The sequence below is a fragment of the Burkholderia sp. Bp9012 genome (assembly GCF_003853825.1).
GTDB lineage: Bacteria > Pseudomonadota > Gammaproteobacteria > Burkholderiales > Burkholderiaceae > Burkholderia > Burkholderia diffusa.
In genome coordinates, this window is sequence record NZ_QTQA01000012.1 from 96,615 (window position 1) to 116,112 (window position 19,498).

The window sequence follows — 19,498 nt, forward strand, 5'->3', positions numbered from 1 at the left end:
CCAACATGGCACGTTTCTTCATCGATCGCCCCGTCTTCGCGTGGGTGATCGCACTCTTCATCATGCTCGGCGGCGCATTCGCGATACGCGCGCTGCCCGTCGCGCAGTACCCGGACATCGCGCCACCCGTCGTCAGCATCTATGCGACGTACCCGGGCGCGTCCGCGCAGGTCGTCGAGGAATCGGTGACCGCGCTGATCGAGCGCGAGATGAACGGCGCGCCGGGGCTGCTGTACACGTCCGCGACGAGCAGCGCCGGCGCCGCGTCGCTGTACCTGACGTTCAAGCAGGGCGTCAACGCCGATCTCGCGGCCGTCGAGGTGCAGAACCGGCTGAAGACCGTCGAGGCGCGGCTGCCCGAGCCCGTGCGGCGCGACGGCATCCAGGTCGAGAAGGCCGCTGACAACATCCAGCTCGTCGTGTCGCTGACGTCGGACGACGGCCGGATGACCGACGTGCAGCTCGGCGAATACGCGTCGGCGAACGTCGTGCAGGCGCTGCGCCGCGTCGACGGCGTCGGCCGCGTGCAGTTCTGGGGCGCCGAATATGCGATGCGGATCTGGCCGGACCCGGTGAAGATGGCCGGGCACGGCCTCACCGCGTCGGATATCTCGTCGGCCGTGCGCGCGCACAACGCGCGCGTGACGATCGGCGACATCGGCCGCGGCGCGGTGCCGGACACTGCGCCGATCGCCGCGACGGTGTTCGCCGACGCGCCGCTGAAGACGCCGGCCGACTTCGGCGCGATCGCGCTGCGCACGCAGCCGGACGGCTCGGCGCTCTACCTGCGCGATGTCGCGCGCGTCGAGTTCGGCGGCAACGACTACAACTATCCGTCGTACGTGAACGGCAAGACCGCGACCGGGATGGGCATCAAGCTCGCGCCGGGCTCCAACGCGGTGGCAACGGAGAAGCGCGTGCGCGCGACGATGGACGCGCTGTCCGCGTACTTCCCGCCGGGCGTGAAATACCAGATCCCGTACGAGACGTCGTCGTTCGTGCGCGTGTCGATGAACAAGGTCGTCACGACGCTGATCGAGGCCGGCGTGCTGGTGTTCCTCGTGATGTTCCTGTTCATGCAGAACCTGCGCGCGACGCTGATCCCGACGCTGGTCGTGCCGGTCGCGCTCGCGGGCACGTTCGGTGTGATGTACGCGGCCGGCTTCTCGATCAACGTACTGACGATGTTCGGGATGGTGCTCGCGATCGGCATCCTCGTCGACGATGCGATCGTCGTCGTCGAGAACGTCGAGCGGCTGATGGTCGAGGAGGGGCTCGGGCCCTACGACGCGACCGTCAAGGCGATGACGCAGATCAGCGGCGCGATCGTCGGCATCACGGTCGTGCTGACGTCGGTGTTCGTGCCGATGGCGTTCTTCGGCGGCGCGGTGGGCAACATCTACCGGCAGTTCGCGCTCGCGCTCGCGGTATCGATCGGCTTCTCGGCGTTTCTCGCGCTGTCGCTGACGCCCGCGCTGTGCGCGACGCTGCTCAAGCCGGTGTCCGGCGACCATCACGAGAAGCGCGGCTTCTTCGGCTGGTTCAACCGCTTCGTCGCGCGTGCGACGCAGCGCTATGCGACGCGCGTCGGCGCGATGCTGAAGAAGCCGGTGCGCTGGCTCGTCGTGTACGGCGCGCTGACCGCGGCGGCCGCGCTGATGCTCACGCAACTGCCGACCGCGTTCCTGCCCGACGAGGACCAGGGCAACTTCATGGTGATGGTGATCCGGCCGCAGGGCACGCCGCTCGCGGAAACGATGCAGAGCGTGCGCGAGGTCGAGTCGTATATCCGCAACGACGAGCCGGCCGCATATACGTTCGCGCTTGGCGGCTTCAACCTGTACGGCGAAGGGCCGAACGGCGGGATGATCTTCGTCACGCTGAAGAACTGGAAGGAACGCAAGGCCGGGCGCGATCACGTGCAGGCGATCGTCGCGCGCATCAACGAGCGCTTCGCGGGTGCGGCGAACACCACGGTGTTCGCGATGAACTCGCCGGCGCTGCCCGATCTCGGTTCGACGAGCGGCTTCGACTTCCGGCTGCAGAATCGCAGCGGGCTCGACTACGCGGCGTTCAGTGCCGCGCGCGAGCAACTGCTCGCGGCGGGCGGCAAGGATCCGGCGCTCACCGACCTGATGTTCGCCGGCACGCAGGATGCGCCGCAGCTCAAACTCGACATCGATCGCGCGAAGGCGTCGGCGCTCGGCGTGTCGATGGACGAGATCAACACGACGCTCGCGGTGATGTTCGGCTCCGACTACATCGGCGACTTCATGCACGGCACGCAGGTGCGCCGCGTGATCGTGCAGGCCGACGGGCTGCGCCGGCTCGATCCGGACGACGTGAAGAAGCTGCGCGTGCGCAACGCGCGCGGCGAGATGGTGCCGCTCGCGGCGTTCGCGACGCTGCACTGGACGCTCGGGCCGCCGCAGCTCACGCGCTACAACGGCTATCCGTCGTTCACGATCAACGGCTCGGCCGCGGCCGGCCACAGCAGTGGCGAGGCGATGGCCGCGATCGAGCGGCTCGCCGCGAAGCTGCCGGCCGGCATCGGCCACGCGTGGTCGGGGCAGTCGTTCGAGGAGCGGCTGTCGGGCGCGCAGGCGCCGATGCTGTTCGCGCTGTCGGTGCTCGTCGTGTTCCTCGCGCTCGCGGCGCTCTACGAGAGCTGGTCGATCCCGTTCGCGGTGATGCTGGTCGTGCCGCTCGGCCTGATCGGCGCGGTGCTCGGCGTCACGCTGCGCGCGATGCCGAACGACATCTATTTCAAGGTGGGGCTGATCGCGACGATCGGGTTGTCCGCGAAGAACGCGATCCTGATCGTCGAAGTCGCGAAGGACCTGGTCGCGCAGCGCATGTCGCTCGTCGACGCCGCGCTCGAGGCCGCGCGCCTGCGGCTGCGGCCGATCGTGATGACGTCGCTGGCGTTCGGCGTCGGCGTGCTGCCGCTCGCGTTCGCATCGGGCGCCGCATCGGGCGCGCAGATGGCGATCGGCACCGGCGTGCTCGGCGGCGTGATCACGGCGACGGTGCTCGCGGTGTTTCTCGTCCCGCTGTTTTTCGTGAGCGTCGGTCGCCTGTTCGACGTCGGCCCGCGCCGGCGCGGCGGATCCCAGCCGGCGACGATGGAGGGTTCGCAATGACGTTCTACCTGAAGGCGTGCGCGACGCCGCGCGCTCGGGTCGCGCTGGTCGCCACACTCGCGTTCGCGCTCGCCGGATGCTCGCTCGCACCGCGCTACGAGCGACCCGCCGCGCCGGTGCCGGCCAGCTACACGCCGGTCGATGGCGACACGCAGCCGGCGGTCGAGCCGGCTGCATCCGCCGATGCCGCGCTGCTCGACGACTGGCGCGCGTATTTCACCGATCCGGCGTTGCAGGCGTGGATCGATGCCGCGCTCGCCAACAATCGCGACCTGCGGATCGCGGCCGGCCGGCTCGACGAAGCGCGCGCGCTGTACGGCGTGCAGCGCGCGGACCTGATGCCGTCGGTCGACGCAAACCTCGGCTACGAACGCACGCGCCAGTACGACCCGGTCGTGCGCGAGAGCGCGGTGAGCGGGCTGTATCGCGCGGGCGTCGGCGTCAGCGCGTACGAGCTCGACCTGTTCGGCCGCGTGCGTAACTTGTCCGATGCGGCGCTCGCCGAGTATTTCGCGACGGCCGACGCGCAGCGCACGGTGCGCATCGGCGTGATTGCCGAAGTCGCCGGCGCGTATGTTTCCGAACGGTCGTTGCGCGAGCAACTGGCGCTGGCGCGGCGCACGCTCGACGCGCGCGAGCGCATCGCCGCGCTCACGCAGCGCCGCTACGCGGCCGGCACGAGCGACGCGATCGAGTTGCGTTCGGCCGAGATGCTGGTCGCGTCCGCGCGTGCGTCGCAGGCCGCGCTGCAGCGCGAACACGCGCAGTCGGTGCGCGCGCTGCAATTGCTCGCCGGCGATTTTGCACGCACCGTGCCGGCCGATGGCACCGCGTTCGACACGCTCGCGATCGCGCCGGTGGCGCCCGGCGCGCCGAGCGCGCTGCTCGAACGGCGGCCGGACATCCGGCAGGCCGAGTCGCGGCTCAAGGCCGCGAACGCGCAGATCGGCGCTGCGCGCGCGGCGTTCTTCCCGCGCATCGCGCTGACGACCGACTACGGTTCGGTCAGCGATGCGTTCTCGAGCCTGTTCGCGGGCGGCACGAGCGTGTGGACGTTCGCGCCGCGCATCACGCTGCCGATCTTCGCGGGCGGCCGCAATCGCGCGAATCTCGACGTCGCGACCGCACGCAAGCACATCGCGGTCGCGGAATACGAGAAGACCGTGCAGACCGCATTCCGCGAGGTGGCCGACGCGTTCGCCGCGCGCGACTGGATCGATCGCCAGCTCGCGGCGCAGCAGGACGTCTATGCGGCCGACGGCGCGCGGCTGAAGCTCGCCGAGCGCCGCTATGCGGGCGGCGTCGCGACGTATCTCGAACTGCTCGACGCGCAGCGCAGCACGTACGAGTCGGGACAGGAGCTGATCCGGCTCAAGGAGCGCAGGCTCGCGAATGCGATTGCGCTGTATCGCGCGCTGGGCGGCGGGTGGGCGCCAGCCACCGCTGGCGAAGCTGCCGCGTGATGTCTTGACCGGGACCGGGCAGGTAGCGGCGGCGCATGGCGATGCGTCGCCGCTACCCCGGTCGGTGTTGCTGCGGTCGGGGCACCGGCCGCGATCGACGACACGCGCATGCGCGCTTCGTCGCGCCTGTTTTTCCTCCACGCAGTCGGGTTGAAGGGCCGCCTTTCACTCGACTCGCATCCCGGCGACCGATCGCGTCGCCGCCGGCCTCCGATCGTGCCGGACTTCCTCCAGTTTCGACTCCATCCAGTGTCGCGAATGTCGTCCCGGCGCACGGCTTTATGCGGCCGCTTTAATTCCGGGTTGACGATTCGATTAATTCAAGTATTGCGAATAATCATGGGCGACAAAGTGTCGCGGTGAAACGTTTGTGCGGATATTGCAATCGTTTGCGCGAAAATTTCGCGTCCTTGAATATCGCCCGTTAATTTCCTGTTGGTTGAAAATCGTCGAATCATTTCGTTGTGGTCATGCAACGATGGCGGGATCGGACCGAATTTTGTCGGCTCACATCCGGTATCTGGAAAGTCATTGCCCAGCAAAGAGAAGCCGGGATATTTCAATCGATAAAACGAATTGTCGTTAATTTTCAGTCGGTTCCGAAAAATAGAAAAGGACTGCGGAATAAAATGTCGTAATTGAGAATTGGCAGGAAGGAATGGGGTTTAAAAATGCGTAAAACAAAGATTGTCATTGAGATTTGACAATGATTTACAAAATTCTTTCACTCTTATCTCGATAATGCCGCCTCGTGACGGACGGGAGCCAACCACACGCTGCCTTTTGTATCCGCCACGTCGTCCATTCCCTTTGCAATTCTCATGGAAAACGTCATGAAAAAAACCCTCCTGAGCGCGGTCGCACTCGCAGCCCTGTCCACCTCGGCCTTCGCAGCGGGCACCGGCACGATCAACTTCACGGGCGAGATCGTCGCGGGCGCATGCGGCATCGATTCGAACTCCGTCAACCAGACCGTGCAGCTCGGCAAGGTGCCGACCAACAAGTTCAAGCAAGCCGGCGACAAGTCGGACGCGGTGTCGTTCGACATCAAGCTGACGGACTGCGACACCAGCATCGCGCAGAACGCGTACTTCACGTTCACGGGCACGTCGAGCGCGGGCCAGCCGAAGCTGCTCGCCACGATCGGTTCGGCAACCAACGTCGGCATCCGCCTGCAGGCCGCATCGGGCGAATACCTCGACAACGGCGCCGAACAGAAGGCGCCGACCCTGCTGCAAAACGGCACCAACACCGCACGCTTCGCGGCGATGTACGAAGCCACGGCCGCCGGCGTGACGCCGGGTACGGCCGACGGCGTCGCGAACTTCACGGTCCGCTACCAGTAAGCGGCCGTACCGGAGGAGGGGTGTCCACACCCTTTCTCCGGCTTCCTTTCCTTCACGTCTCACCTTCCCCGGATTTCCGGTAGCGCCGCGTGCGAATCAGACATTCCTTCCTTTGCGTCTCCGTGCTGGTGGTCGGCAGCCAGAGCCATGCGACGGAATTCAATTCGTCGTTCCTCGACATCGACGGCACGAACAACGTCGACTTGTCGCAGTTCTCGCAGCCCGACTTCACGCTGCCGGGCGAATACATGCTCGACGTCCAGGTCAACGACCTGTTCTACGGGCTGCAGGCGATCCAGTTCATCGCGCTCGACGCATCCGGCGCGGGCAAGCCGTGCCTGCCGCCGGAACTCGTCGCGCGGTTCGGGCTGAAACCATCGCTCGCGAAGGACCTGCCGCGCTTTCAGGGCGGACGTTGCGTCGATCTCGGCGCGATCGAGGGCGCGACCGTGCGCTACCTGAAGAGCGACGGACGGCTGAAGATCACGATTCCGCAGGCCGCGCTCGAATTCACCGATTCGACGTACCTGCCGCCGTCGAGCTGGTCCGACGGGATTCCGGGCGCGATGCTCGACTATCGCGTGATCGCGAACACGAACCGCAACTTCGGTTCGGGCGGCGGACAGACGAATTCGGTCCAGGCCTACGGAACGATCGGCGCGAACTGGGACGCGTGGCGCTTTCGCGGCGACTACCAGGTGCAGTCGAACGTGGGCAACACGGCGTATGCGGACCGCACGTTCCGCTTCAGCCGGCTTTATGCGTTTCGCGCGCTACCGTCGATCCAGTCGACGGTGACGTTCGGCGACGATTACCTGAGCTCGGACATTTTCGATACGTTCGCGCTGACCGGCGCATCGATCCGCAGCGACGACCGGATGCTACCGCCTTCGCTGCGCGGCTATGCGCCGCTGATCTCGGGCGTCGCGCGCACCAACGCGACCGTGACCGTGTCGCAGGCGGGCCGCGTGCTGTACGTGACGCGCGTGTCGCCCGGCGCGTTCGCGCTGCAGAACATCAATACGAGCGTGCAGGGCACGCTCGACGTCACGGTCGACGAGGAAGACGGCAGCGTGCAGCGCTTCCAGGTGACGACGGCCGCCGTGCCGTTCCTCGCGCGCACCGGACAACTGCGCTACAAGGCCGCCGTCGGCAAGCCGCGGCAGTTCGGCGGCGCCGGCATCACGCCGTTCTTCGGGTTCGGCGAAGCCGCCTACGGGTTGCCGTTCGACATCACGCTGTACGGCGGCTTCATCGCCGCATCGGGCTACACGTCGATCGCGCTCGGCGTCGGCCGCGATTTCGGCACGTTCGGCGCGGTGTCGGCCGACGTCACGCACGCACGCGCGCGGCTGTGGTGGAACGGCGCGACGCGCAACGGCAACTCGTACCGTATCAACTATTCGAAGCATTTCGACGGGCTCGATGCGGACGTGCGCTTTTTCGGCTATCGCTTCTCCGAGCGCGAGTACACCAACTTCGCGCAGTTCTCCGGCGACCCGACCGCGTACGGCCTCGCCAACAGCAAGCAGCGCTACTCGGCGACGATGTCGAAGCGCTTCGGCGACACGTCGACCTATTTCTCGTACGACCAGACGACCTACTGGGCGCGCTCGTCCGAGCAGCGCGTGGGTCTCACGCTGACGCGCGCGTTCTCGGTCGGCGCACTGCGCAACCTGAACGTCAGCGTGTCCGCGTTCCGCACACAGACCGCGGGCGCGAGCGGCAACCAGTTCTCGGTGACCGCGACGCTGCCGATCGGCGGCCGCCACACCGTCACGTCGAACCTGACGACGGGCAGCGGCAGCACGAGCGTGAACGCGGGCTACATCTACGACGATCCGGACGGCCGCACCTACCAGATCAATGCGGGCGCGACCGACGGCCGCGCGTCGGCGAACGCGAGCTTCCGCCAGCGCACGTCGACCTACCAGCTGAGCGCGCAGGCGTCGACGCTCGCCAACGCGTACGCGGCCGCGTCGCTCGAAGTCGACGGCTCGCTCGTCGCGACGCAGTACGGCGTGTCCGCGCATGCGAACGGCAACGCGGGCGATACGCGCCTGCTGGTATCGACCGACGGCGTGCCCGACGTGCCGCTGTCCGGCACGCTCACGCATACCGACTCGCGCGGCTATGCGGTGCTCGACGGGATCTCCCCGTACAACGTGTACGACGCGACCGTCAACGTCGAGAAACTGCCGCTCGAGGTGCAGGTGTCGAACCCGATCCAGCGCATGGTGCTGACCGACGGCGCGATCGGCTTCGTGAAGTTCTCCACCGCACGCGGCAGCAACCTGTACCTGACGCTGACCGATGCGGCCGGCAAGCCGGTGCCGTTCGGCGCATCCGTGCAGGACGCGGCGAACGGCAAGGAGCTCGGCATCGTCGGCGAAGCCGGCGCCGCGTTCCTGACCCAGGTGCAGCCGAGATCCGCGCTCGTGGTGCGTGCAGGCGAACGCACGCTGTGCGCGGTGAATGCACTGCCCAACCAGCTTCAACTCGAAGGCACGCCGATTCCGGTGACGTGCCAGACGCCCGGCGAGCCGCATGCAACGGCCGCACGGACCGAACGATGATTTGACGGATCCAGCGATGAACCACGCTTTCTCTCTTTTCTTCCCGCGCCGCGCATCGTGCATGCTGGCCGTGGCCAGCGCGCTGCTCGCCGGCGTCGCGCATGCGGCGATCGTGCCGGACCGCACGCGCGTGATCTTCAACGAAGGCGAACCGGCCGCGATCGTCACCATCACGAACAAGAGCACGACGTATCCGTATCTCGTGCAGTCGTGGCTCGAGGACACGCGAGGCAACAAGATCACGTCGCCGCTGATGGTCGTGCCGCCGCTGCAGCGCGTCGAGGCGAACGAGCGCAACGTGCTGCGCATCGCGAAGCTGCCGGGCACCGAACTGCCGGCCGATCGCGAATCGGTGTTCTACCTGAACATCCGCGAAGTGCCGCCGAAGACCGATACGCCGAACACGCTGCAGATCGCGCTGCATACGCAGATGAAGCTGTTCTACCGGCCGAAGGGCGTGCAGCCCGCGCGCGACGAGGACTGGACGCTGCCGATGACGCTGCGCGTCGACGCGGCGGCGCACAAGCTCGTGTTCGACAATCCGACGCCGTATCACATCACGATCGTCGACGCGGCTTCGGGTGCGCAGAAGACGCATGTGCCGCTGGACCCTGTGATGGTGAGCCCGATGAGCACGGCCGACGTGCCGTTCAAGGCCGCGACGCCGTCGACGTTGTTCGTCACGCACGTGGACGACTACGGCGGCCAGGTGGCGGTCGAGTATGCGTGTGAGGCCGGTGCCTGCAAGAGCGTGAAGAAATGAGCGGCGGGATGCGCGAACGGTGGTTGCCGGCGGCGTGGCTGCGCTGGCTCGTGCTGGGATTGCTGGTCGCGGCCGCGCAGCCGGCGTGGGCGCTAAGATGCCTGACGAACAGCGGTGCGACCTCGCTGACCGAGCCGATCGGCGGTGTCGCGTCGTATCCGACCGACGCGCCGGACGGATACGTGATCTGGGTGTCGCCGGTCCGCACCACGTCAGGGTATTGCTACAAGGACCTCGGCGATGCAGGCAGCCTGAAAGTCGTCGACAACATCTATTTCTACGCGAACCCGAATCGCACGAACCCGGCGGCGTGGGGGCTGGAGATCGGCATCCGCTACAAGGGAATCGACTATTTCGACAAGACGAGTAATCGCGGCGGAGGGGTGTTTACCGGCTATTCGGTGCCTCCGTGCAGCAAGTACGACTTCGATCGCGGACGTTGCGAGCAGACCCGTATCAGCATCGACTACCAGGTCGTCGTGCGCAAGAAGGGCAACTGGGTCCAGCCACCGAGCGATATCTACACGGTATTCCAGTTCGACGGCGAGTTCGGGCTGAATGCATACAACCCGAGCTTCCAGTACCGCCTGAGCGGCCTGCGCAACCTCAAGCCGACGCCGTGCTTCGTCGACGTGCTCGTGACGCCCGAACCGGGCATCGTCAATTTCGGACAGGTGCAGGCCGTGGGCAACGGCTTCATGCCGGCGGTGCCGCGCAAGCGGTTCTCGTTGTCGTTGACCAAGAAATGCAACGTCGCGGTACGCGTCGACGGATATTTCGAAACGAGCTATCCGGTTCAGAACGGCTTGCTGGTGCCGGCGAAGGACAGCAATTTCGGTATCGGCATCGAGGACAGCCAGGGCAAGGCCATTCCGTTCAACCAACAGTTCAACCTCGCTCAGTTTCCGTCCAACGTCATGAACCAGAGCGTATTGATGGACGCGGTGCTCAAGTCGTTCGGGCCGCCGAAGATCGGGCGGTTCGATGCGACTGCAACGATCCGGCTGTTCATCTACTGACGCGAGCCGCGCGAGCGCGGCTCGACGCACCGCACGCACCTCACGTGAAAGCGCCGGCATGCCGGCGCTTTTTTCCAGGCTCGCGGCGCGCCGCTCAAAGCACCCGGCGACACACCTTGTGATGGCGATGCACGAAGTCGCACACGTGGCGCGGATGCGCTTCGGCGGTGGCCGGCACGAGCCGTGCGACGGTGGCGGAGGCGTCTTCGTCGAGATCCTGTCGTTCGGCCTGTCCCGTTCGTCAAAACACCGAATCCGTCAATTAATCAGACAAATCCTGACAACCGAAAGGGTCATCTCGTAATCGGATTGAGAATGATTTGCGTTTACGTTAAATTGCGCTATCTCGGAATTTGACGGAGCAGATCGATGGCTATGGCGGAAGTGCTCGAACGACCGGCAGCGGCAACGGCGAACCCGTTCCTCGGCAGTTATCCGGACCTGCCGTCGCGTCCCGCGCCGCGGGCGCGCCGTACCGCCGAGCCGCATGCGCAGGGTGCGCTGCTCGACGTGCTGATCGCCCATCGCGCGATGCTCGTCAACGTCGCGCGCGGCTTCGTCGGTTGTGCGAGCCGCGCCGAGGACGTCGTGCATGACGTGTTCGTGAAGCTCGTCGAATTCCCGAACCAGGACGCGGTGCGCCAGCCGATCGCATACGTGACGCGGATGGTGCGCAATGCGTCGATCGATGCGTGCCGCCGGCAAAGCCTCGAGAACGTCTATCACACGGAAGAGGACGACGGCTTCGACGTGCCGTCGCCGGAACCGACGCCCGAGGCCGCGCTGATGACGCGCGACACGCTGCGCCGCGTGTGGGCCGCGCTCGACGACCTGCCGGCGCGCAGCCGCGCGGCGTTCGAGATGGTGCGGCTGCGCGAGGAGACGCTGCAGACCGCGGCGCGCGCGTTGAACGTGTCGCAGACACTCGTGCATTTCATGGTGCGCGACGCGGAGCGGCACTGCGCGGAATGCCTCGACGCGTGCCATCGCGGTGACGCGTGCCCGGTGTTTCTCGGCGGCCGCGCGCGGCGCCGGTAAAAAATCGCGCCGGCCAATCGTCTTCAAGACAGGAGCGGCCGATCCGACAGTTCGCCGCTTCGCCTCCTTCAACCGCCTCCCGCTTTTTTCGATCATGACGCAAGCCACGACGCCTTCCGCCGACACCGACGACCTCGTCTACACGGTCGTCATCAACGACGAAGAACAGTATTCGATCTGGCCGACGTTCCGGCCCGTGCCGGCCGGGTGGCGCGAGGTCGGCGTGCGCGGCCCGAAAGCCGACTGCCTCGCGCACATCGAGACCGTCTGGACCGACATGCGCCCCGCGAGCCTGCGCCGCGCGATGGACGGCGATCGCGCAACGCGCGCGTCGTGACCCGCTGCGCCGCGTGTGCGGCGCGCCACCTGAAGAGGACGTTGCATGACCCTGCTTTCGTTGCCGACGCTCGACGACCTGCGTATCGAGCCGGGGCTGCCCACCGTCGTGTCGCCGCGCGGCGCCGGCGGCATGTCGATCGACGAGATCGCGCCGCTCGCGCATGCGATCGCGGCCGACACGCTCGAACGGGCGGGCGGTGTGCTGTTCACGGGCTTTCACGTGCCGTCGATCGATGCGTTCCAGCAGTTCGCGGCGTCGTTCGGCGATCCGCTGATCGGCTATGAATACGCGTCGACGCCGCGCAGCCAGGTCGAAGGCGCCGTCTACACGTCGACCGAATACCCGCCGCATCGCGCGATTCCGCTGCACAACGAGCAGTCGTACACGCGCGAGTGGCCGCTGCGGATCTGGTTCCATTGCGCGCTCGCGGCGCCGAAAGGCGGCGCGACGCCGATCGCGGACAGCCGCGCCGTCTACCGCGCGCTCGATCCGGCGCTGGTCGCGCGCTTCGAGCAGCGCGAACTGCTGTACGTGCGCAACTTCGGCCAGGGGCTCGACCTGCCGTGGCAGCAGTCGTTCGGCACCGACGAGCCGGCCGAGGTCGAGCGGATGTGCGCGGCGCGCGGCATCGAATGCACATGGCGCACGGACGACGACGGCGAACTGCTGCTGCGCACGCGCGAACGCTGCCAGGCTGTCGCACGCCATCCGCGCACGGGCGAGCGCGTGTGGTTCAACCAGGCGAACCTGTTTCACCTGTCGGCGCTCGACGACGACATGCAGGAAGCGCTCGTCGACGCGGTCGGGCTCGAGAACGTGCCGCGCAACGTGTATTACGGCGACGGTGCGCCGCTCGAGGCCGACGCGCTCGCGGAAATCCGCGGCGTGCTCGATCGCCAGCGCATCGTGTTCCCGTGGCGCACGGGCGACGTGCTGATGCTCGACAACATGCTGACCGCGCACGCACGCGACCCGTTCGAAGGGTCGCGCAAGGTGGTCGTCGCGATGGCGCAAAGCTATACGGTCCCGCGCGCGGCCGAACGGAGGACCGATGACGCGTAGTACCGCCGCGCTGGCCGCGCGCGGATTGACGGTGGGTTATCGCGACCATGTCGTGATCGACGGGCTGGACCTGTCGATCGCGGCCGGCCGCGTGACCGCGCTGTGCGGCCCGAACGGCTGCGGCAAGAGCACGCTGCTGCGCACGCTCGCGGGCCTGCAGCCCGCGCGTGCGGGCCGCATCGACGTAAACGGCAAGCCGCTCGCGTCGTTTCGCCGTCGCGCGCTCGCGCGCGAGCTCACGATGCTCGCGCAGTTCAACCAGATTCCGTCGGGGCTGACCGTGCGCGAGCTGGTCGCGTACGGCCGCTACGCGTATGGCGGTTTCCTGCGCGGGCTGTCGCGCGCCGACCATGCGGCGATCGACGAGGCGCTCGAGACGAGCGGCCTGGCCGGCGACGCCGGGCGTGACGTCGGCGCGCTGTCGGGCGGCGAGCGGCAGCGCGCGTGGATCGCGATGGCGCTCGCGCAGCAGGCGTCGATCGTGCTGCTCGACGAGCCGACGACCTATCTCGACATCCATCACCAGCTCGACATCCTCGACGCGCTGCGCGCACTGAACCGCGCGCGCGGGCTGACGATCGTGTGGGTTCTGCATGACCTGAACCAGGCAGCCGCGTTCAGCGACGACATCGTGCTGATGCGTGCCGGCCGCCTTGTCGCGCAGGGCTCGCCCGACGCGATGCTGGAACCGGCGCGGCTGCGCGCGGCGTTCGGCGTCGACATGCTGAAGCTCGCGCATCCGCAGACGGGCGCGCCGATGTGCGTGCCGGCATACGGGCCGCCGGCATCCGGCACGGCGGACGGGTTCGATCGCGCAGTTCACCGGGATATCGCCGTATGACGACGTTCGCGATGCGCAAGCGGCTCGCGGCGAGCGGGCAGGGCGCGGCATCCGGCGGCCGTGCCGGCGCGCTCGCGCTCGGCCTCGTCGTGCTGATCGCGGTGCTGGCGGTGCTGCGCATCGCCCCAGACCTCCGTGTGTGGTGGAACGCGATGCCGGGCAGCGACGCTGCCGCGCTCGCGGGCGTGTTCCTGTTCGACCTCAACCTGCCGCGTGTCGCGGCCGCGCTCGTCGCGGGCGGCTGCCTCGGCATCGCGGGCGCGCTGTTCCAGTCGCTCACGCGCAACCCGCTCGCATCGCCCGACCTGCTCGGCGTGACGGGCGGCGCCCAGCTCGGCCTGCTCGCGGCGATGCTGGTGCCGGCGCTCGCCGGTGTCGCGTCGGTGCCGCTGCTGTTCATCTGCGGGCTGATCGCCGCCGCGTGCGCGATCGTCGCGGCCGGCGGCTGGCGCGCGACGCCGCTGCGGCTCGTGCTTGCGGGTAGTGTGTGCATGCTGCTGTTCGCGGCACTGTCGACGCTCGTGCTCGCATTCTTCGAGCAGAACATCGCGGGCGCGGCGCTGTGGACCAACGGCAGTCTTTATCAACCCGGCGCGACCGGGCTCGCGCTTGCCGCGCGCTGGCTCGTCGTGCCGTTGCTCGCGCTGCCGTTCGTGATCCGGCCGCTGAATCCGCTCGCGCTCGGCGACGAGGCGGCGGCCGCGGCCGGCGTGCGCGTCGACGCGGCGCGGCTCGCGGCGACGATCGTCGCGGTCGCGTTCACGAGCGTGGCCGTCAGCATCGCGGGCCCGCTGTCGTATGTGGGGCTCGTCGCGCCGAACCTGGTGCGCCAGGTGCGCGGCGCACGCGCGGGCCGGCTCGGCGTGCTGGTGCCGCTGTCGGCGCTCGCGGGGGGCGCGCTCGTGCTCGTCACCGACAGTGCGGTGCTCGCGTCGGGTCTCGACGCGACGCTGTCGACCGGCGTCGCGATCGCGCTCGTCGGCACGCCGCTGATGCTCGCGATGATCCGGCGCGGCGCTGCTTGGTCGGGCGTGCTGCATGCTCAAGCCGAACGCGCGGGCGGCAGCGGGTCGACGCGGGTGGTCGCCTGGCTCGAGGAGCTCGGCTGGCCGCTGCGCACCGCGCTGTTCGTCGCGGCCGGCGTGCTCGTCGTATTCGCCGGCGCGTCGGCCGGCCCCGAATGGCTGTCGCCGGCACGCTGGTCCGCCGCGCTGTCGGGTCACGATGTCGTCGCGCGAATGCTGATCGACCTGCGCATGCCGCGGCTGCTGTGCGCGCTCCTCGCGGGTGCGCTGCTCGCCGTGAGCGGCGTCGCGATGCAGAGCGTCGTGCGCAACCCGCTCGCCGGCCCCGAAGTGCTCGGCGTCACGCAGGGCGCGGGGCTCGTCACGCTGTTCGCGTTGTCGACGTGGCCGCTGATGGGGCACGTGACGCTCGCCGTGGCCGCGTTGAGCGGCGGTGCGCTGTCGCTCGCGATCACGCTCGCGCTGAATCACCGGCACCGTTATGCACCGCTCGCGGTCGCGCTGACCGGCATCGTGATCGGTGCGTTGTGGACCACGCTCGCGCAATGGCTGATCACGCAGGAAAGCGTGCAGCCCGCGCGCTTCGTCGTGTGGCTCGTCGGCGGCACCTACGGCCGCGGCTGGGGCGAGGTGTCGATGCTGCTGCCGTGGTGCGTGCTCGCGGTCCCCGTGTTCGCCTGGCTCGCGCGACCGCTCGACATGCTCGCGCTCGGCGACGACCAGGCGGCCGCGCTCGGCCTGCCGGTCGCCGCGCTGCGGCCGCTCGCGCTGACGATCGCGACGCTCGCCGCGTGCGCGGCCGTCGCGGCGGTCGGGCCGGTCGGCTTCATCGGACTGATGGCGCCGCACGTCGCGACGATGCTCGGCGCGCGCCGGCACCGCACGCGGCTGTGGCTCGCGGCCGCATGCGGCGCGCTGATCCTCGGGTGTGCCGACCTGGCCGCCCGCACGGTCGTCGCGCCGCGCGAAGTGCCCGCCGGCGTGCTGACCGCGCTGATCGGCGCGCCGTATCTGCTCGGGTTGCTGATCCTTGAGGGGCGCCGCGCGCGGCGCGCGGGGCGATGACACCAGCGCTCGACGGTGCACGCGCCACGCGCTTCTCCGCGTTCGCCCCCGAACCGTTCACCGCGCATCTCGACGCGGTGTGGCTCGGGATGCCCGACGACGCGCACGCGCCGGGCCGGATCATCGTGCCGGTCGGCGCGCTGCCCGATCATCGCGATACGCTGCTCGATGCGATGGTCCGCCACTACGGCGGCGATCCGGCGTTGCATGCGCGCGCGCTGGTGTCGCAATGGAGCAAATACTATTTCGGCCGCGCGGCGCCGGCCGGCGTCGTCGCCGCGCTGACGCTCGGCCGGCCGCTCGACATGACGCCGGACCGCACGTTCGTCGCGCTCGACGACGGGATGCCGGCTGCGCTGTATTTCGCGCCGGACGCGCTCGGCGCGCCGTGCATCGCGCCCGCGCCGCGCTATGCGGGGCTCGTCGCGCATCTCGGCGCGGTGATCGGCCTGCTCGCGGCGATGGGCCGCGTCACGCCGCGCGTGCTGTGGAGCAACGCGGGCAACCTGCTCGACTATCTGCTCGACACGTACCGTTCGCTGCCGTGCGCGGCCGATCCCGCTCGCGATGCCGACTGGCTGTTCGGCGCGTCCTGCGTCGAAGGTGAGCCGAATCCGCTGCGCCTGCCGGTACGCGACGCCGTGCCGCGCTCGCCGCTGCTGCCGACGCCGTTTCGCGCGCGCCGCGTGTGCTGCCTGCGCTATGAAATTCCTGGAGAAACGCAACTGTGTGGAAGCTGCCCCCTGCTATTGACGATGGACGACGCGGCGCTGGCCGAGCAGGATGCGATCCGGTGACTCCGGCACCGCATGCCGGCCGCCGCCATGCGCTTGCCGCACTGGCCGCGTTCGGCGCCGCGTTGTGCGGCGCGCATGCGGCGCCGGCCGCCGCGGTTGCGATCGACGCGCAGGGCGGGCAGGGCAGCACGCTTTCGCAATCGGGCCGCTCGCTCGCCGGCAACCCCGTCGTATCGCAGGCGAGCGCGACGATGCCGGTGCAGCCGCAACGTGTGGTCGCGCTCGACTTCATGTTCGCGGAAAGCGTGATCGCGCTCGACATCGTGCCGGTCGGCATGGCCGATACCGCGTTCTATCCGGGCTGGCTCGGCTACGAGAGCGACCGGCTCGCCCGTGTGACCGACATCGGCTCGCGTCAGGAGCCGGGGCTCGAGGCGATCGCCGCGGTTAAGCCCGACCTCATCCTCGGCGTCGGCTTCCGGCATGCGCCGATCTTCGCCGCGCTCGACCGGATCGCGCCGACGATCCTGTTCCAGTTCAGCCCGAACGTGTCGGAAGGCGGCGTGCTCGTCACGCAGCTCGACTGGATGCGCCGGATCTTCCGGACGATTGGTACCGTGACCGGACGCGACGCGCGCGCGAAGGCGGTCGAAGCACAACTCGACGCGGGGATCGCGCGCAATGCATCGCGGCTCAAGGCCGCGGGCCGCGGCGGCGATCGCATCGCACTGCTGCAGGATCTCGGGCTGCCCGACCGCTACTGGGCGTATACCGGCAACAGCACGTCGGCGGGCCTCGCGCGCGCGCTCGGGCTCGACCCGTGGCCGAAGAAGCCGACGCGCGAAGGCACGCTTTACGTGACATCCGCCGATCTGCTCCGGCAACGCGATCTCGCCGTGCTGTTCGTCACCGCGACGGGGATGGACGTGCCGCTGTCGTCGAAACTCGACTCGCCGGTGTGGCGTTTCGTGCCCGCGCTGCGCGAACGCAGGATCGCGCTCGTCGAACGGAACATCTGGGGATTCGGCGGTCCGATGTCGGCGCTGAAGCTGGCCGACGTGATGACCGATACGATGCTGAAGCTGCCGGCCGTGCGCTGAGCGAGCGAATCGTCGTTGCGGGCAGGGGAAGCGCGTGGCCGAGCGCCGCGTAGTTGTTCGCGTGTCGCGGCGTCCCGATGTCGTCATCTATACGTCAGTATGACGAACGATATTTCCTTTCGACCTTTCCAGTCCTTTCCGCTCCGGCGAGCCGAACACCGACTGCCTGCGCGCCGCAATCGCCGCGCGCAGGCGGCCGGTGTTCACGCGTGCCTACGCGCTCAGCGCATCGGCACCGTCCCGTGCGCGTGACCGCGCGGGCGTCGTGTCGCTGACGATCTGCCCGTTGTCGAGCTTCAGCAGCCGATCGGCGAGATCGAAATAGCGGTCGTCGTGCGTGATCACGATCACGGCCTTGCCGCGCGCGCGCAGCTCGGGCAGCAGTTGCTCGTAGAACACCGCCTTGAACGACGGATCCTGGTCGGCCGCCCATTCGTCGAACAGGTAGAACGGACGGTCCTCCAGATACGCGACGACGAGTGCGAGCCGCTTGCGCTGCCCGGTCGACAGCGCGCGGTTCGAGAACGCGCCGTCGACGACCTTCACCTTGTGATCGAGCGCGAGCTTCGCGACCAGCGCGTTCGCGCGCGCATCGGCCTGCGCACGCGCCGGATCGTCGGGATCGACGATGCCGAGCAGCGCATCGAACAGATGGAAATCGTTGAACACCGCGCTGAAGCGCTGCCGGTACGCAGCACGCTCGCGCCAGCCGATCGTCCGGCCGTCGACCTCGATCGCGCCTTCCTCCGGCTCGTAGAGGCCCGTCAGCACCTTCGCGAGCGTCGTCTTGCCGCTGCCGTTGCCGCCGACGATGAACACGAGCTCACCCGGCCGGATCGTCAGGTCGATCGGCCCGATCCGGAACATCCGTTCGTCACGCTCGTGGAAATACGCGTGCGTGACGCCGCGCAGCGTGACGGCGCCGGCCGGCGGTACGTCGGGGGCGTCGCTGGCGGGCGGCACCGTGCGCAGCGCACCGAATTCGGCCATCACGCTCTCGATGCGCCCGAGCGACACGCGAGCCGCATTGACGGTCGGCAGGTTGTTCAGCAGTCCGTCGAGCGGCACCAGCATGAACAGGAACACGACGACGTAGCCGGCCGCCGTACCTGCATCGGCATGCACGCCCAGCTGCGGCCAGAACGCGGCCGCGCCGAGGAACACGTAGAACAGGAAGATGATCCAGCCGACGCCGACCGCATACGCGCTGAACGCGCGGCGGCGGTGGTCGCGCACTTCGCCGATCGCCGCGCCGAGCTGTCCGTCGACGAACTGGCGCGCGCGCGCGTCGTGCAGCTTCAGCTCCTTCGCGCCGGAGAACAGCGAGCCGAGATAGCCGAACAGGCGATCCTGCGCCTGGCCGGCCGCCTCGAGCGACGCGATCGCACGGCGATCGCCGGTGTGATAGCCGAGCGAGCCCGCGACGATCGCGGTCAGCGCGAGCAGGCACACGGGCCACGACAGCCACGCGAGATAGCCGAGGCAACCGAACACGATCGAGCCGTGCATCACCAGGTTCGGCAGCGCGAAGAACAGCATCGACACGTTGGTCGCGTCGTCGGTCAGCACCGACTGCACGGGCGCCGCGCCGATCCGCTCGATGTCGCGCAGCTCGGCCGCGCCGACGCGCCGCGCGAGATGCACGCGCAGGCGCGCCATCGTGTCCTGCGACAGCCGGGCGAACAGCGTGCCCGACACGATGCGCGTGACGAGCGCGATCACCGCGCACAGCGCGAAGCGCCACGCGAGCGACACGTCAGCCGCACCGGGTGTCGCGAGCGCGCGGTTCAGCGTCGCGACGAGCAGCACGCTCGCGACGCCATTGAGCACGCATGCGACGAGCGCCAGCGCGAGCGACGCGCGGCTTTCGCGCAGCAGCGCGAGGATCAGGCGGGCCGCGGGGCGGCCGGGGGAGGTGTCGAGGGACGGCGGGGAAGAAGGCTCGTGGGCGGCGGTCATCGGCAACATCGGTAAATGAAG

14 protein-coding genes and 1 pseudogene are annotated in these 19,498 nt (G+C 68.5%); 13 read left to right on the forward strand and 2 right to left on the reverse strand.

Annotated features, from left to right (window positions below):
- The first annotated feature begins 5 nt into the window (after positions 1 to 5).
- The 6 genes from DIE11_RS18295 (at position 6) to DIE11_RS18320 (ending at position 10,310) form a co-directional block, all read left to right on the forward strand.
- The gene (locus tag DIE11_RS18295) at positions 6 to 3,143 is read left to right on the forward strand and encodes a multidrug efflux RND transporter permease subunit (protein WP_059606700.1); all 3,138 of its coding nucleotides are present in this window, start codon (positions 6 to 8) and stop codon (positions 3,141 to 3,143) included.
- Positions 3,140 to 4,606 carry an efflux transporter outer membrane subunit gene (locus DIE11_RS18300; protein ID WP_124626138.1) on the forward strand — a complete coding sequence of 489 codons (1,467 nt, stop codon included), beginning with the start codon at positions 3,140 to 3,142 and terminating at the stop codon, positions 4,604 to 4,606. Before DIE11_RS18295 ends, DIE11_RS18300 begins: the two co-directional genes overlap by 4 nt.
- 833 nt (positions 4,607 to 5,439) lie before the next feature.
- Positions 5,440 to 5,952 carry a fimbrial protein gene (locus DIE11_RS18305; protein ID WP_124626140.1) on the forward strand — a complete coding sequence of 171 codons (513 nt, stop codon included), beginning with the start codon at positions 5,440 to 5,442 and terminating at the stop codon, positions 5,950 to 5,952.
- A 122-nt stretch (positions 5,953 to 6,074) separates the two neighbouring features.
- Positions 6,075 to 8,528 carry a fimbria/pilus outer membrane usher protein gene (locus tag DIE11_RS18310; protein WP_124626277.1) on the forward strand — a complete coding sequence of 818 codons (2,454 nt, stop codon included), beginning with the start codon at positions 6,075 to 6,077 and terminating at the stop codon, positions 8,526 to 8,528.
- Positions 8,529 to 8,544: 16 nt separating this feature from the next.
- Positions 8,545 to 9,291, forward strand: a complete 747-nt coding sequence (locus tag DIE11_RS18315; protein ID WP_124626142.1) for a molecular chaperone — start codon at positions 8,545 to 8,547, stop codon at positions 9,289 to 9,291.
- Positions 9,288 to 10,310: a fimbrial protein gene (locus DIE11_RS18320; protein WP_124626144.1), complete on the forward strand. Its 1,023-nt coding sequence runs from the start codon at positions 9,288 to 9,290 to the stop codon at positions 10,308 to 10,310. The genes DIE11_RS18315 and DIE11_RS18320 overlap by 4 nt, the downstream gene beginning before the upstream one ends.
- Positions 10,311 to 10,404: 94 nt before the next feature.
- Here DIE11_RS18320 and DIE11_RS36955 read toward each other — a convergent pair.
- Positions 10,405 to 10,500 (reverse strand): annotated as a pseudogene (locus DIE11_RS36955) (hypothetical protein); the annotation flags it as partial.
- A gap of 179 nt (positions 10,501 to 10,679) precedes the next feature.
- Between DIE11_RS36955 and DIE11_RS18325 the strand changes: the two are divergent.
- From DIE11_RS18325 to DIE11_RS18355, 7 genes are all read left to right on the forward strand, one after another.
- Positions 10,680 to 11,348: an RNA polymerase factor sigma-70 gene (locus DIE11_RS18325; protein WP_059606711.1), complete on the forward strand. Its 669-nt coding sequence runs from the start codon at positions 10,680 to 10,682 to the stop codon at positions 11,346 to 11,348.
- A gap of 94 nt (positions 11,349 to 11,442) precedes the next feature.
- On the forward strand, positions 11,443 to 11,685 hold the full coding sequence (locus DIE11_RS18330; protein WP_059510746.1) for an MbtH family NRPS accessory protein: 243 nt from the start codon (positions 11,443 to 11,445) through the stop codon (positions 11,683 to 11,685).
- 45 nt (positions 11,686 to 11,730) lie between these two features.
- Complete coding sequence (locus tag DIE11_RS18335) at positions 11,731 to 12,750, forward strand: TauD/TfdA family dioxygenase (protein ID WP_124626146.1); 1,020 nt, start codon at positions 11,731 to 11,733, stop codon at positions 12,748 to 12,750.
- Positions 12,740 to 13,591, forward strand: coding sequence for an ABC transporter ATP-binding protein (locus DIE11_RS18340; protein ID WP_059606715.1), 852 nt, complete (start codon positions 12,740 to 12,742; stop codon positions 13,589 to 13,591). The genes DIE11_RS18335 and DIE11_RS18340 overlap by 11 nt, the downstream gene beginning before the upstream one ends.
- Positions 13,588 to 15,681, forward strand: a complete 2,094-nt coding sequence (gene fhuB, locus DIE11_RS18345) for a Fe(3+)-hydroxamate ABC transporter permease FhuB (protein WP_124626148.1) — start codon at positions 13,588 to 13,590, stop codon at positions 15,679 to 15,681. Before DIE11_RS18340 ends, fhuB begins: the two co-directional genes overlap by 4 nt.
- Positions 15,678 to 16,478 (forward strand): siderophore-iron reductase FhuF, encoded by an 801-nt coding sequence (gene fhuF / locus DIE11_RS18350; RefSeq protein ID WP_124626150.1) that lies wholly within the window; start codon positions 15,678 to 15,680, stop codon positions 16,476 to 16,478. The genes fhuB and fhuF overlap by 4 nt, the downstream gene beginning before the upstream one ends.
- Before the next feature lie 191 nt (positions 16,479 to 16,669).
- Positions 16,670 to 17,518, forward strand: a complete 849-nt coding sequence (locus tag DIE11_RS18355; protein WP_409364577.1) for an ABC transporter substrate-binding protein — start codon at positions 16,670 to 16,672, stop codon at positions 17,516 to 17,518.
- 213 nt (positions 17,519 to 17,731) lie between these two features.
- On the opposite strand, the gene DIE11_RS18360 is transcribed toward DIE11_RS18355, so the two are convergent.
- A complete protein-coding gene (locus DIE11_RS18360; RefSeq protein ID WP_124626155.1) occupies positions 17,732 to 19,477 on the reverse strand; it encodes a cyclic peptide export ABC transporter in 1,746 nt (581 codons plus the stop codon).
- Positions 19,478 to 19,498 lie beyond the last annotated feature (21 nt).

What these genes read in the sequence shown, in the direction of transcription:
- DIE11_RS18300 (WP_124626138.1), top strand. Translation starts at nt 3,140, where the DNA reads ATGACGTTCTACCTGAAGGCGTGCGCGACGCCGCGCGCTCGGGTCGCG.
- DIE11_RS18360 (WP_124626155.1), bottom strand. Translation starts at nt 19,477, where the DNA reads ATGACCGCCGCCCACGAGCCTTCTTCCCCGCCGTCCCTCGACACCTCC.
- fhuB (WP_124626148.1), top strand. Translation starts at nt 13,588, where the DNA reads ATGACGACGTTCGCGATGCGCAAGCGGCTCGCGGCGAGCGGGCAGGGC.
- fhuF (WP_124626150.1), top strand. Translation starts at nt 15,678, where the DNA reads ATGACACCAGCGCTCGACGGTGCACGCGCCACGCGCTTCTCCGCGTTC.
- DIE11_RS18340 (WP_059606715.1), top strand. Translation starts at nt 12,740, where the DNA reads ATGACGCGTAGTACCGCCGCGCTGGCCGCGCGCGGATTGACGGTGGGT.
- DIE11_RS18315 (WP_124626142.1), top strand. Translation starts at nt 8,545, where the DNA reads ATGAACCACGCTTTCTCTCTTTTCTTCCCGCGCCGCGCATCGTGCATG.
- DIE11_RS18320 (WP_124626144.1), top strand. Translation starts at nt 9,288, where the DNA reads ATGAGCGGCGGGATGCGCGAACGGTGGTTGCCGGCGGCGTGGCTGCGC.
- DIE11_RS18305 (WP_124626140.1), top strand. Translation starts at nt 5,440, where the DNA reads ATGAAAAAAACCCTCCTGAGCGCGGTCGCACTCGCAGCCCTGTCCACC.
- DIE11_RS18335 (WP_124626146.1), top strand. Translation starts at nt 11,731, where the DNA reads ATGACCCTGCTTTCGTTGCCGACGCTCGACGACCTGCGTATCGAGCCG.
- DIE11_RS18330 (WP_059510746.1), top strand. Translation starts at nt 11,443, where the DNA reads ATGACGCAAGCCACGACGCCTTCCGCCGACACCGACGACCTCGTCTAC.
- DIE11_RS18295 (WP_059606700.1), top strand. Translation starts at nt 6, where the DNA reads ATGGCACGTTTCTTCATCGATCGCCCCGTCTTCGCGTGGGTGATCGCA.
- DIE11_RS18325 (WP_059606711.1), top strand. Translation starts at nt 10,680, where the DNA reads ATGGCTATGGCGGAAGTGCTCGAACGACCGGCAGCGGCAACGGCGAAC.
- DIE11_RS18355 (WP_409364577.1), top strand. Translation starts at nt 16,670, where the DNA reads ATGCCGGTGCAGCCGCAACGTGTGGTCGCGCTCGACTTCATGTTCGCG.